This is a genomic window from Haloterrigena salina JCM 13891 (assembly GCF_000337495.1).
GTDB lineage: Archaea > Halobacteriota > Halobacteria > Halobacteriales > Natrialbaceae > Haloterrigena > Haloterrigena salina.
This window is the reverse complement of record NZ_AOIS01000037.1, coordinates 330856-343990: the sequence shown is the minus strand read 5'-3', so window position 1 is coordinate 343990 and position 13135 is coordinate 330856. Positions and strand designations below refer to the sequence as shown.

The window sequence follows — 13135 nt, the reverse complement described above, 5'->3', positions numbered from 1 at the left end:
GTTGCTGACGGGAGACGACAGTGCGTCTCCCGCTCACTGACTCATGAAACGTGCATCCGCTCGAACGACGACGGCATCGCGTACGAGTATCCCTTTTCCGTCACGCCGGCCTGACCGGCCGGCCGTCGAGGAGCCCGCAGACGACGCCCGATCGTCGCCCGTTCGAGGCGACAGCGACCGAGACCGCGGAGGTGGTCGCCAATGAGCGAACGGTCCACCTCGCCGTCTACGATCGTCGACGCCGTTCCCGGCGGGAAGACGATCCACAACGCCCTCTACAGGTACGGGCTGGGCGTGCTGTTCGCCGCGAACGTCTTCGGCGCCGGTTCGGTGTACATCCTCGCCGACGCCGGGGCGAACTTCGCCTTCTCCCTGCTGTGGGTGCTTCCGCTGGCCTTCCTCATCGACATCGCGCTCCACGACATGTCGGCCCGGCTGGCGGTGGCCGACGAACCGCTGGCTGACTACATCGTCGACGCGGTCCCGGTCGGCGGGCGAGCACTGGTGATCGCGATCTCGCTGATGTCGGCGCTGTGGGCCGTCTCGAACTACGCCGTCGCGGGCGCGGCCCTGGCCTGGCTCCTGCCGGGGCTCGACAACGTCATCGTCGGCATCGTCCTCGCCGGCGGCGCGGGAATCGCGATCGTCCAACTGAAGGTCTACGACCGAATCGAGGCGGCGATCGCGGCCGCCGTCTTCGCGGTCTTCGGCTCCTACGGCCTCCTGCTGGCCGGCCTGGACGTGCCGTGGCAGTCGGTCGCCGCCGGGTTGCGGCCCGCCCTGAACAGCGACATCGGCTACCTCACGACGGTCATCGCCCTGCTCGGGACGACCGTCTACTGGCCGAACTTCTTCATCCAGTCGAGCATCCAGCCGACCAAGGAGTGGACCGACGTCTGGAAGTACCGCCGAGACAACGCCGCCGGGATCGCGACGACGCTGCTGATCGGCAGCTTCGTGATGATCGTCTCGGCGGTCACCCTCGCGGAGGGCGAGATGACGCTGACCGGCCCCGGCCAGCCGCTGGCCGACATCCTCGGTCAGGGCGCGCTCCTCGTGTTCATGATCGCCGTCTTCCTCGCGAGCATCACCTCCGCGACCGGGACGCTGTTCGGCGCCGGGTTCATGATTCCGCAGTCGCTGGGCTCGCACACGGTGTTCGGCGACTTCCGGTTCCGCCGGACGGTCATCGGACTGATTACCGTCTCGGCGGCGACCGCCCTCCCGCTGCTGGTCTACACCGGGTTCGGCCCCGTCGAGATGGCCATCATCATGCCCGCGGTCAACGGCGCGATCGGGTTACCGGTGACCGTCTTCGCGCTCATCGGCGCCGTCAATCGGTTCTACGACGTCGAGTGGTACGAAAACGCCGCGTTCATCGCGGCGGGACTCGTCTTGCTGATCGGCAGCGCGACGACGATCCAGTCGCTCTACGAGACGATCGTGGGGATCCTCTGAGCGACGGGGCCGAATTCGAAGGCGGCTCGAGTCGAGTTCGATTTCTCATCCGAATCGGCGAGAGGTCGTCGTGCGGGACTCGCCGGTCCCGGCGACGGTGGGTCGCTAACCGGCCGAATGACGGCCTCGAGTCGGATCGGTTTCGCTCCGCGGGGCGATCGGTCGATCCGCTCGAGCGCCGCGAGATTCACGACGACGGTCGCGAGGGCGACTCGGCGAGTCGCGTCGAACCTTGCATTGATGGGCCACAGTCTCTTCGAGTCAGGGCGCGTAGCGCCGGTGGAGAGACATGGGCGAACGGGCCGGGCGACCGGGGTTACGGCACGAACGACGACGAGCGCTCCTGGCGGGAGTCGCCCTCCTCGGCGTCTGCTGCTCGTTCAAGCGGTCTGGCTCGATCTGGCGGCGGGTCAGTTCTGGAACGACGTCCTCGTCGGTGCGCTGGCAGTCTGTCTCGGTGTCTACAGCGCTGCGAAGATCCGCGACCGGCGGAGTCACTGACCCGATGGCGGTCCGGTAACGCCGTCGCTCGAGCGGCGCGCCGACCCGCGACGCCGCGCGCGGAGCCGAATTCGTCCCTTACTTCTCTCGTTCCCGACGAAAATGGCGAATTACGGCACAATTCACTTACTTCCGGTGCTGGAAACCCCCAACCAATGCTTCCGCTCGTCGCCTTCGCGTTCGTACTCGTCGTACTCGCGGTCGCCCTTGAGGTAGTGTCGTACAAGTCGCTCGAGCGTATTCCCGCGGTGGCGACCGAGGAGTTCCCGGAGATCGACCGGGAACTACTGGGCAAGTTCAGTAGTTTCGACCCCGAACTGGGCTGGGTGCCACAGCCGAACCAGGAGAAACAGAAGGACACCGGCGACCACCTGCCCGGCGAGGAACTCCGGACGGTCGTCACCTACTCGACCGACGAGTACGGGAGCCGGGTCTGTCCCGCGAAAGATCGGGACGAGGACGCGGACGTGACCGTCTCCACCTACGGCGACTCCTACTGCTTCTGCCGGGAGGTGAACAACGACGAGACCTTCCAGCACTACATGGCCCAAGAGCTCGACACGCACGTCGCCAACTACGGCGGCGGCAACTACGGGCTCGATCAGGCGCTGTTGCGCATGCAGCGCCAGTACCCCGAAGAGGAGACCGACTACGTCTTCGTCGTCGTCACTGCCTCCTCGATCGCCCGCATCCTCTCCGTCTGGAAACACTACCAGGAGTTCGGGAACATCCTGGCGGTCAAACCCCGGTACGTCCTCGAGAACGGCGAGTTAGAACTGATCGACAGCCCCGTCGACGAGAAGGAGGACCTGCTCGACCTCGAGTCCAAGGCCGACTTCCTGCGGGAGTACGACTTCCACTACGACCACTGGTTCAAGCCCCACTACGCGTCCGTGCCCTACACCAGCGACTTCCTCGACGACTCCGAGTACCTCCGGTACGCCGCGATCACGGGCTGCAAGGAACTCGAGCGGCGGGCCGGCCGCTCGATTCCGGGCGTCGACTTCGACGCCGCTCAGACCGAGTCGGTCCTCCGGATGGAACAGCCCCGCGTCCGCTACCACGAGCGACTGTTCGAGACCCACGAGTACCTCTTCGACGCGCTGATCGAGGAGTTCGTCGACTATGCCGACGAGCGGGACTTCCAGCCCGTCTTTGTGATGGTCCAACAGCTTCGGTACGCCAAGTACGAGTCCGAACACGGCCCGATCTACGGCGACCTCGTGGATCGACTCGGCGAGACGTACGACGACCTCGAGACGGTCGACATGGCCCGCCATCTCGATCCCGAGGACGGCGTCGAGTCGCTGTACGTCGAGCGCGGCGAAGGCGGCCACTACAGCCCCGAGACGAATCAGGAAATCGCGAACGTGCTGGCCGACATCGTCGAGGAAGAGTAGCGACTCGTCGGCTCGTCCCCCGTTGATCCGTTCTCAGTTCGCCAGTCGGTGTATTCCGACGCCACCGGCCCGTTCAGTCTATATGCGGTGGCGCGCGCTGTCGATCGATCCGAGGAACGCGAGGTGCGAACGCAGTGAGCACCTCGAAAGTGAACGGTGAACGAAGTGAGCCGTGAACGAAAGCGAGGATCGGTCGACGATACTGTGCGAGGGATGAGCGAACGCCTGATGGGAGTGAGCGAATCGACTGGGGAGGGAGTGGCTATCCCTCGCTGCCAGCATGAGCAGAACGCTTGTCTTCGTCGCCATTGCTGTGGAGAGATTTGGAGAGTCCAACGACTTGGCGCCTGAACCACAGCAACCGCGCTGCTATCGTGGCAACGGTGATTTCCACTCCCACCCCAGCCGATTCGCTCGTTTCACTCGCTCATCCACCGGAAGACGCTTCGCGCCTTCCAAGCCTTCGCTCGTATAACTCGCGAAGACCTCGCACGGCTTCGTGTCGCGGTTCGAGTCCACTCACCGCGACACAGCGTGCGCCACACCATGCCGGGAAATCAAGCGCGAGAATCGAACGACGAGCGATCGAACGCGAGAATCAGGCGTCGGCGGCGGGGAGGGTAAAGGAGAACGTCGTCCCCTCGCCGGGCTCGGAGTCGACCCAGATGGTCCCCTCGTGGCGTTCGATGATGCGCTGACAGAGCGCGAGGCCGATCCCGGTCCCGTCGTACTCCTCGCGGCTGTGCAGGCGCTCGAACACCTCGAAGACGCGCTCCTGATCGTCGGGATCGATGCCGATCCCGTTGTCTGCGACCGAGATGCGCCACGTGGATCGCGCCCGTTCGGCCGCGATCTCCACCCGCGGCGGCTCGTCGCCGCTGTACTCGAGGGCGTTCGACAGCAGGTTCTGGAACACCTGCTGGAGCTGGCTCTCGTCGCCCCGAACGCGGGGCAGCGAGTCGACGGCGATCTCGGCGGCGGTCTCCTCGATCTTCATCTGCAGGTCCTCGCAGACGGCGTCGACGACGGTGTCCAGATCGACGGGTTCGAACGGTTCGCCCTGCGTGTCGACCCGGGAGTAAGCCAGCAGGCCGTCGATCATCTGGCGCATGCGGTCGGCGCCGTCGACGGCGAACTCGATGAACTCCTCGCCGTCGTCGTCGAGTCGGTCGGCGTACCGACTCTCGAGCAATTGGAGGTAGCTCGAGACCATCCGCAGGGGTTCCTGCAGGTCGTGGGAAGCGGCGTAGGCGAACTGTTCTAACCGTTCGTTGGATTTCTCGAGTTTGCGCTGGTACTCCTTGCGCTCGCTGATGTCGTGGAAGTAGATCGACACCCCCGACTCGGAGGGGTAGACGTTGTACTCCAGCCAGGTGTCGAGATCCTCGGCGTACACCTCGAAGTTGACGGGCTCTTGGGTATCCATCGCCTGCTGGAACTGCTCCCGGTAGATTCCCTCCGCGTCGTCGGGGAACGTCTTCCAGACCTTCTTCCCGAGCACCTCCTCCCTGGACTGCCGGAGGATCTCGGCGGCCTGCTCGTTGAGGTGGGTGAAGCGCCACTCGTCGTCGAGGGCGTAGAAGGCGTCGGAGATCCGACCGAGGATCTCGCTCAGTTCGGTCTCGAGTTCGCTCTTTCGGTGCTCGAGCTGGCGCTCGCGGCGTTTCAGCTCGGTGATGTCCTCGGCGGCCGTCACGACGCGTTCGACGCCGTCGGGGCCGTGCAGCGGCGTCGCGTTCACGCGAAACTGGAGCCGTTCGCCGTCGGGGGGATCGACGACGAGTTCCTCGTTGAACACCGGACTGCCGGTCTCGAGGACCCGCGCGGCCGGCATTTCGTCCGTCGGCAAGCGCTCGCCGTCCGAGTCGTAGATCACCCACTCGCCGACGTCGTCGGATTCGCCGATGAACTCCTGGTCGGAGAGACCCAGCGACTCCTGTGCGCGCTGGTTCGTCAGTATCGTCTCGCCCTCGGCGTTCTGGACGGCGATCGCGATCGGCGCCGTCCGCAACAGCTTCTCGGTCTGGTTGTACTCCCGACGGAGGAGCCGTTCGCGCTCCTTCTGATCGGTGATGTCGTCGATCGCGACGACGATCCGGCCGTCCTCGCTCCGGTCGTCGTCGAGCGGTGCGGCGTTGAGCGAGAGCCAGCGGCGGCCGATTCCCGGGATTTCGACCTGCCGCTGGGCGTCGTACACCGGTTCGCCGCGCTCGCGGGCGCGGGCCCACGGCTGCTCGTCGGCCGGAACCGGCTCCCCGGCGGCGTCGTAGAGCTCCCACGACTCGAGGCTGTACGTCTCGACGGCCGTGTCCTCGATCGCGAAGTGCTCGAGCATCCGCCGGTTCGCGCGGACGAGGACGTTGTCCTCGGTTACCACGCCGATCGTGATCGGGACGGTCTCCAAGATCCGTTCGGTGAGGTCCCGTTCCCGGCGGAGTTGCTGTTCGTACTCGCGGCGCTCGGTCATGTCGCGGGTGACCTTCGTAAAGCCCTGCAGCTGGCCGTCGTCGTCCCGAATGGCCGTGATGACGACGTTCGCCCAGAACCGCGTGCCGTCGGCGCGGACGCGCCACCCCTCGTCCTCGGTTCGTCCCTCCGCCGCCGCGGTCTCGAGGTTCGTCTGGGGAACGTCGTCGGCGATGTCTTCTTCGGTGTAGAACGTCGAGAAGTGGTCGCCGACGATTTCGTCCTCCGCATAGCCCTTGATTCGTTCGGCCCCTTCGTTCCAGCTGGCGACGGTGCCGTCGGGGTCGAGCATGAAGATGGCGTAGTCCCGCACGGCGCTGACGAAGGCGGCGAACTCCTCCTGTTCGGACCGCCGGTCGGAGTCCGTTCCGTCCGCCGTCTCGTCCGGCCACCAGATTCGGGTCGAATCGTCGATCCGCTTGACGCGAAGTTCACCCCGCTCGCGGAGTTCCTCGAGTCCGTGTCGTGCGGGACCCGGGGAACAGTCCAACCGATCGGCGACCTCGGCGGTCGTGAGAGGGGTCGGCGACCGCTCGGAGTGCGAAAAAACTCGCCGGACGTCCTCCCCCGACACGCCCGTCGAATCTGAAGATCCCATATATCCACCACTCGATACCGGTCCATAAGGCTTCGCTGTCCGGTCCGCCGTCCGTCGGATCGGACCGGAACCGATGGGGTAGGAACCGACGCCGATGGAGAACGAATCGGCGTCGTTCGGCCGCGCCGTGAAAAACCCGCGTCAGTGACCGGGCCATCGTTGACGGGTGTCCTTCCGGTAGAGGGTGGTAATGCAACCGCTGTATCTCGTCGTCGGTGTCGGCCTGCTGCTCGCCGCCTTCGTCGATATCCTCTGGACGACGCTGTGGGTCGACGGCGGCTCGGGACCCCTCTCCGGACGACTCACGACCGGCGTCTGGTACGGACTCCGGACCCTAACTGGAGACCGAAACAAGGCGCTCAGCCTCGCCGGCCCGCTGATCCTCACGCTGACGCTCGTGATGTGGATCGGACTCATCTGGATCGGCTGGACGTTCGTCTTCGCCAGCTACCCCCTCGCACTGGTCAACACCCGTACCGGCGGCACCGCCGACTGGGCGGGCCGGTTCTACTACGTCGCGTACACGATGTTCACCGACGGCAACGGCGATTACTCCCCCACATACGGCGGCGACGTCTGGGAGATCGCCAGCTCGTTCACGACCGCGTCCGGAATGGCGTTCGTTACGCTCGGCGTCTCCTACATCCTCTCCGTGCTGGGCGCCGTCTCCGATAAGCGCTCGTTCGCCAGCACCGTCTCGGGACTCGGCGGCCGGAGCGAGGCGTTCGTCCGCGCCGGCTGGAACGGCGAGAACTTCGACGGCCTCGAGTTGACGCTCGAGTCGCTCAGTGACGATCTGAGCACGCTCGCCGAGCAGCACAAGTCCTACCCGATCTTGCACTACTATCACAGCGAGCAGAGCGAGCAGGCGTCGGCGGTGGCCGTTTCCGTCCTCGACGAGTCGCTCACCCTCTTTCGGTACGCCATCCCCGACGAGCACAGTCCCGACTCTGCGATCGTTGAAAGCACACGCTCGAGCGTTTGGAGCTACCTCGAGACGCTCGACGAGTCGTTTATCGAACCCAAACCGGCGGTCCCGCGCTCGCCGGATCTCGATCGCCTCCGCGAGGACGACATCCCGACCGGCTCGGACCAGGAGTTCGCCGAGGCCCTCGCGGAGTTGACCGACCGCCGGCGGCACCTGCTCGGCGTGGTCGAAGCCGACGCATGGGAGTGGCCGCCGGTCGAAGAGTGAGGATCTCGACTGCCGGCTCGTTCGCGGACGCTCACCGACCGATCTCGTCGTCCAGTCCGATCACGACCGAGCCGTCGCTGACGACGGTCACCAGCGCGCCCCGGTACCGAAACGACGCCGATCGCGGGCCGCGTCGATCGCGTTCGGGATCGGTCTCGAGGAGGCGATCGAGGGCCTCCGGATCGACGGCGTCGTAGAGCGGGCCGCGGTCGCGTTCGTCGTCGAAGACGGTCTCGACGGCGTCGACGACGGCGACGCTCGGCGCCGTCGCCTCGAAATCGTACTGCGCCCGATACCGCCGCGACTCCACGTCGAACTCGACCGGCCCGCTCGGATCACTCATCGGTCTCGTTCTCGTCGACCAGCTGCTTGCCGAAGTGGTCGAACGGCTGTTTGTGTAAGCTCTTCAGGATCTTCGAGTTGACGACGTCGAATCCGAGCTCACTGAGTTCGTCGCTCACGCGAGCGATGTCGTCGGTGTCGGTTCCGACGGCTTCGATCTGGACGTTGTCCGTCCCGTTGAGGACCTCCTGTATCGTGACGACGCCGCTGACCTCGCGAGCCTCGCGGGCGAGTCGTTCGCGGTCCGGGTTCGGGGCCGAGCAGATGAAGAGAACGTGCAACTGGAGTCCCGCCTTGTCGTAGTCGACGTCGGGATGGTAGCCGCGGATGATCCCCTCTGATTCCAGTTGCTCGATCCGGTTCCGAACGGTGCTGGCCGAGACGCCGATCTGCTCGGCCATCTCCTGGGTCGTGATCCGACGTGCATCCTGTTGGAGAAGATACAGTACGGCCTTGTTCGTCGCGTCGAGATCCATCTCTCAGTTCCGCAGATGTGTTCCACTACTTTGTTCTTTTTGCACCCATCATTCGTTAATTATGCTTATTTAGCAACATATTATGTAAAACGCTATCGTAATCGGGCCGTCAGCTGTGGAAATAGCAATCCGTCCGCTGGAGCACAGCTGCTCGAGGACGGGGCTCGGCGAGACAACTGTTGACCACGTTCACTTCCGCTCCGGTAGCGCACACCTTTTAGCCCCGCCGTTAGTATGAAGGGACAATGACGTCGTTTCAGTCGACACTCGGTGACGAGGCGGGGATCGCCGAGGAGCTGGCCGAGAACCAGCAAGCGATCTCCATCGCCGAGTTCTTCGAGAAGAACAAGCACATGCTCGGCTTCGACAGCGGTGCTCGAGGCCTCGTCACGGCCGTCAAAGAGGCCGTCGACAACGCCTTAGACGCCGCCGAGGAGTCGGGTATTCTCCCGGATATCTACGTCGAGATCGAGGAGGCCGGCGACTACTACCGGCTGATCGTCGAGGACAACGGGCCGGGGATCACGAAGGAGTCACTCCCCAAAGTCTTCGGGAAACTGCTCTACGGCTCCCGGTTCCACGCCCGCGAACAGTCCCGCGGCCAGCAGGGGATCGGGATCTCCGCCGCCGTCCTCTACTCGCAGCTGACGAGCGGGAAACCCGCCAAGATCACCAGCCGAACCCAGGGCTCGAGCGAGGCCGAGTACTTCGAGCTCATCGTCGATACCGACAGCAACGAGCCCGAGATCAGCGTCGCGGAGACCACCTCCTGGGACCGCCCCCACGGGACGCGCATCGAACTCGAGATGGAGGCGAACATGCGCGCCCGCCAGCAGCTCCACGACTACATCAAGCACACGGCGGTCGTCAACCCCCACGCGCGCCTGGAACTCCGCGAACCCCAGGAACACTTCAAGTTCGAGCGCGCGACCGACCAGCTCCCCGAGGAGACGGAAGAGATCCGGCCCCACCCCCACGGGGTCGAGCTCGGGACCGTGATGAAGATGCTGACGTCGACGGACTCCCAGACCGTCTCCGGGTTCCTCCAGGAGGAGTTCACCCGCGTCGGGAAGAAGACCGCCGACTCGATCATCGACGAGTTCCGCGACCGCCACTACGGCCGCGAGATGCGCTGGCGGCCGCCCGCGGAACACGAGGACGTCGACCTCGAGGCCGCCGTCTCCGAGGCCACCGCGAACAAGGGCGCCGACGCCACGGCCGCCTTCGCCGACGCCATCGCCGCGGGCGTCGACGAGACGGACCGGATCGCCCACCACGAACTGCTCGAGCTCGTCGATTCGGCCGCCGACGAGGTCGAGGCCGAGCACGGCACGACGTTCGGCGACACCGTCCGCGAGAACGCCGTCGCGGCCGTCTGGCTCGCGCTGATCGACGCCCGCGAGGAGAGCGGCGACGCGGCCGGCGAGACCGACGACCCTGTCGAGTCGCGACTCGTCGCCGACTGCTATGATCTCGCCGACGAGGCGACGAGTACCCGCAAGGACGACGAGGTGATCCGCGCCTTCGCCGACCGGCTCGCGGCGAAGTTCGACGACGAACTCGAGGACAGCGAGGGCGAGGACGGCAACGTCCGCCACCGGCTCACCCGCAAGCGACTCCGCGCGCACGTCGACCGCGCCGCGGATCTCACCGAGGAGTACGACGACGTCTCCTTCGGCGACACCGCTCGCGAGAACATCACCGAGGCCGTCTGGGACGTGATGGCGACCGTCCCCGACGACCCGCCGCTGGTCCGCGAACTCGCCGGCGACCGGGACGCCGCCAGCGACCTCGTCGACGGGATGCGCGCGACCGACATCATGGCGCCGCCGACGCGGTGTCTCTCGCCGATCTCCGAGGAGCTGATCAGCGCCGGCCTCGAGAAGGAGTTCGACGCCGACTTCTACGCCTCTGCGACCCGCGACGCCGAGGTCCACGGCGGCGATCCGTTCATCGTCGAGGCCGGCATCGCCTACGGCGGCGAGATCGAGGCCGACGGCAGCGCCAACGTCATGCGATTCGCCAATCGAGTGCCGTTGGTCTACCAGCGCGGGGCCTGCGCGACGACCGACGTCGTCAAGTCGATCGGCTGGCGCAACTACGGGCTCGACCAGCCCGGCGGCTCCGGCCTGCCGAAGGGGCCGGCGGTGATCATGATCCACGTTGCGTCGACGAACGTCCCGTTCACCAGCGAGTCGAAGGACGCCGTCGCGAACGTTCCCGAGATCGAAGACGAGATCGAGCTCGCGATCCGCGAGGCAGCCCGGGAGCTCAAGAGCTACCTCAACAAGCGCCGCTCGATGCAACAGCGCCGGAAGAAACAGAACGTCCTCGGGACGATCCTCCCGGAGATGGCCGAGAAGGTCGCCGAGGTCACCGGCCGCGACGAACCCGACATCGACGACGCCATCGCGCGCATCATGAACAACGTGCTCGTCGAGCGAAGCGTCAAAGAAAACGGCGACGGCCAGGCCGTCTCGGTCACCGTCGAGAACAACTCGAATACGAACGAATCCCTGGAGATCACCGACATCGTCTCCGACGAGCCGACGAGCCTCCCCGACGACGCGACCGTCGTCGAGATGGACGGCGAGTGGTTCGTCAAGTGGGAACCCGAGGTCTCGAGCGACGACGCGGCCACCCTCGAGTACGAGGTGGCCGACGGCGCAGAGTGCAGTCTGGACGTAAAGGGCGTCGAAACTGAGAAACTCACGGTGAAACAATGAGCGCAGACAACGACCAGCAGGCCCGAGAGCAGTTGATCGATCTCGCCGCGCAGTTCTACGACCAGTTCGAACTGGGCGAGATCCCCCACATGTCCGTGCCGACGCGGACGAAGAACAACATCGAGTACGACGAGGAGAGCGATGTCTGGGTCTACGGCGACCGGGAATCGACCCGCTCCGCGAACTCGGTCAGCGGCGCCCGAAAGCTGCTGAAAGCGACGTATACGATCGACTTCCTCGTAGAGCAACTCGAGCAGGATCGCTCGTCGACCCTGCGTGAACTCTACTACCTCTCGGAGAGCTGGGACAACGACGAGGCCCAGTTCACGAGCCAGGACGAGTCCAACAGCATGGTCGAGGACTTAGAGATCGTCTCCGGGGTCACCCGCGAGGACTTCCACATGCGCCCCGAGGAGTCGGGCGCGAAGGTGATGGGTCCGCTCCACATCCGCGAACAGACCAAGCGCGGCGACCGCGACATCCACTGCCAGCTCGACGTGGGGCAAGGCGGGTACCAGATCCCGAACAACCCGGACATGATCGAGTTCCTCGACAACGACGCCGATTTCGTCCTCTGCGTGGAGACCGGCGGCATGCGCGATCGACTCGTCGAGAACGGCTTCGACGAGGAGTACGACGCGATCGTCGTCCACCTCGGCGGACAGCCCGCGCGGGCCACGCGCCGGCTGACGAAGCGCTTCCACGACGAGCTCGGGCTCCCCGTGGTGGTCTTCACTGACGGCGACCCGTGGTCGTACCGCATCTACGGCTCCGTCGCCTACGGGTCGATCAAGTCGGCCCACCTCTCAGAGTACCTCGCGACGCCCGAAGCGAAGTTCATCGGCATCCAGCCGGCCGACATCGTCGAGTACGACCTGCCGACCGACCCGCTCTCGGACTCGGACATCAACGCCCTAGAGAGCGAGCTCGAGGACCCGCGCTTCCAGACCGACTACTGGGAGGAACAGATCGAGCTCCAGCTCGACATCGAGAAGAAGTCCGAACAGCAGTCGCTGGCGTCCCACGGGCTCGACTTCGTGACGGACACGTATCTTCCCGAACGTCTCAGTGAGATGGGTGTCCTCTAGACACCCATCGAACCGCCGTTCGGAGAGGGCCGCTACCGGTAGTTGTAGAGACGATTACTTCATTGAGAGTGGCGTGCGGAACTCGCGTTCAGTAGCATCGACTTCTCTGGCACGTCTCCCTGCTCGTCAAAGGGGGACGGTATTACGACGTCGCCGCTTACGCCACCCATGGTAGACTTGACGGAAGGTGTACTTCGGTTCGTGCAGTTATACGGTCCGCTCGCCCTGTTCGTGTTCACCTTCCTCGAGTCGTCGATGCTGTTTCCGTTTCTCCCGAGCGAAGCCGTGGTCCCGGCGGCGGCTGCACTGCTCATCACCGATCCCGTCTCGTTTTTCGTGTTCGTGCTCGCGGCCGGCGCCGGCGGGACGGTCGGCGCGTTCGTTCCGTTCTACGTGTTTCGTGGCTCTCGAATCGACGAGAGCGACTGGATCCGGGATCGAATCACCGTTTCAGACGACCGCATCAACGAGGGGCGGGAGTGGTTCCGACGGTGGGGACAATCGTCGGTCCTCTGGGGACGCTTCCTGCCCGTGTTACGTTCCGTGATCTCCATCCCGGCGGGGTTCGCCAACATGCTTCCCGCGAGATTCGGCGTCTACACGGCGGTCGGGACGGTCGCGTTTTACGCGGCCGCCGGAGGCGTCGTCTACTACGGGCGCCAACGTTCGCTCTTCGAAACGGCGTTCGAGGCCGCCACCGACAGCCCGATCCTCACCGTCGGAGGGACGCTCGCACTGCTCGGAATCGGACTGCTCGTGAAGAGCCGAGTCCGCCGTTCGGCGTTCTCGGAGTGAACGCGCTATCTCGGCACGGGCGCAGTTACCGAACCGGTTCGCTTTGCTCCAGTGCGAGGTTCGAACGGGAGCACTCGTCCTCCGATCTGC

9 protein-coding genes are annotated in these 13135 nt (G+C 65.2%); 6 read left to right on the top strand and 3 right to left on the bottom strand.

Annotated features, from left to right (window positions below; all coding sequences use genetic code 11):
• Nucleotides 1-201: 201 nt before the first annotated feature.
• Nucleotides 202-1458, top strand: coding sequence for a divalent metal cation transporter (locus C477_RS12300; RefSeq protein WP_008894822.1), 1257 nt, complete (start codon nt 202-204; stop codon nt 1456-1458).
• 656 nt (nt 1459-2114) lie between these two features.
• On the top strand, nt 2115-3359 hold the full coding sequence (locus tag C477_RS12290; protein WP_008894821.1) for a hypothetical protein: 1245 nt from the start codon (nt 2115-2117) through the stop codon (nt 3357-3359).
• A gap of 598 nt (nt 3360-3957) precedes the next feature.
• On the opposite strand, the gene C477_RS12285 is transcribed toward C477_RS12290, so the two are convergent.
• Nucleotides 3958-6423, bottom strand: coding sequence for a PAS domain-containing sensor histidine kinase (locus tag C477_RS12285; RefSeq protein ID WP_049914506.1), 2466 nt, complete (start codon nt 6421-6423; stop codon nt 3958-3960).
• 190 nt (nt 6424-6613) lie between these two features.
• Between C477_RS12285 and C477_RS12280 the strand changes: the two genes are divergently transcribed.
• The gene (locus C477_RS12280) at nt 6614-7618 is read left to right on the top strand and encodes a hypothetical protein (RefSeq protein ID WP_008894819.1); all 1005 of its coding nucleotides are present in this window, start codon (nt 6614-6616) and stop codon (nt 7616-7618) included.
• A gap of 31 nt (nt 7619-7649) precedes the next feature.
• On the opposite strand, the gene C477_RS12275 is transcribed toward C477_RS12280, so the two are convergent.
• Together C477_RS12275 and C477_RS12270 are read right to left on the bottom strand one after the other, a co-directional pair.
• Nucleotides 7650-7961, bottom strand: coding sequence for a HalOD1 output domain-containing protein (locus tag C477_RS12275; RefSeq protein ID WP_008894818.1), 312 nt, complete (start codon nt 7959-7961; stop codon nt 7650-7652).
• Entirely contained in the window at nt 7954-8436 is a 483-nt protein-coding gene (locus C477_RS12270) for an Lrp/AsnC family transcriptional regulator (protein WP_008894817.1), read from the bottom strand. Before C477_RS12270 ends, C477_RS12275 begins: the two co-directional genes overlap by 8 nt.
• A 245-nt stretch (nt 8437-8681) precedes the next feature.
• Between C477_RS12270 and C477_RS12265 the strand changes: the two genes are divergently transcribed.
• The 3 genes from C477_RS12265 to C477_RS12255 all read left to right on the top strand — a co-directional run bounded on the left by C477_RS12265 (nt 8682) and on the right by C477_RS12255 (nt 13045).
• Nucleotides 8682-11162, top strand: coding sequence for a DNA topoisomerase VI subunit B (locus C477_RS12265; RefSeq protein ID WP_008894816.1), 2481 nt, complete (start codon nt 8682-8684; stop codon nt 11160-11162).
• Nucleotides 11159-12250, top strand: a complete 1092-nt coding sequence (locus C477_RS12260; RefSeq protein ID WP_008894815.1) for a DNA topoisomerase IV subunit A — start codon at nt 11159-11161, stop codon at nt 12248-12250. Before C477_RS12265 ends, C477_RS12260 begins: the two co-directional genes overlap by 4 nt.
• Before the next feature lie 168 nt (nt 12251-12418).
• Entirely contained in the window at nt 12419-13045 is a 627-nt protein-coding gene (locus C477_RS12255; RefSeq protein WP_049914505.1) for a DedA family protein, read from the top strand.
• The last annotated feature ends 90 nt before the right edge of the window (nt 13046-13135 follow it).

Bases quoted from the DNA above. Each gene is read 5' to 3' on its own strand.
- C477_RS12255 (WP_049914505.1), top strand. From the start codon at position 12,419: ATGGTAGACTTGACGGAAGGTGTACTTCGGTTCGTGCAGTTATACGGT.
- C477_RS12290 (WP_008894821.1), top strand. From the start codon at position 2,115: ATGCTTCCGCTCGTCGCCTTCGCGTTCGTACTCGTCGTACTCGCGGTC.
- C477_RS12270 (WP_008894817.1), bottom strand. From the start codon at position 8,436: ATGGATCTCGACGCGACGAACAAGGCCGTACTGTATCTTCTCCAACAG.
- C477_RS12285 (WP_049914506.1), bottom strand. From the start codon at position 6,423: ATGGGATCTTCAGATTCGACGGGCGTGTCGGGGGAGGACGTCCGGCGA.
- C477_RS12275 (WP_008894818.1), bottom strand. From the start codon at position 7,961: ATGAGTGATCCGAGCGGGCCGGTCGAGTTCGACGTGGAGTCGCGGCGG.
- C477_RS12265 (WP_008894816.1), top strand. From the start codon at position 8,682: ATGACGTCGTTTCAGTCGACACTCGGTGACGAGGCGGGGATCGCCGAG.
- C477_RS12300 (WP_008894822.1), top strand. From the start codon at position 202: ATGAGCGAACGGTCCACCTCGCCGTCTACGATCGTCGACGCCGTTCCC.
- C477_RS12260 (WP_008894815.1), top strand. From the start codon at position 11,159: ATGAGCGCAGACAACGACCAGCAGGCCCGAGAGCAGTTGATCGATCTC.
- C477_RS12280 (WP_008894819.1), top strand. From the start codon at position 6,614: ATGCAACCGCTGTATCTCGTCGTCGGTGTCGGCCTGCTGCTCGCCGCC.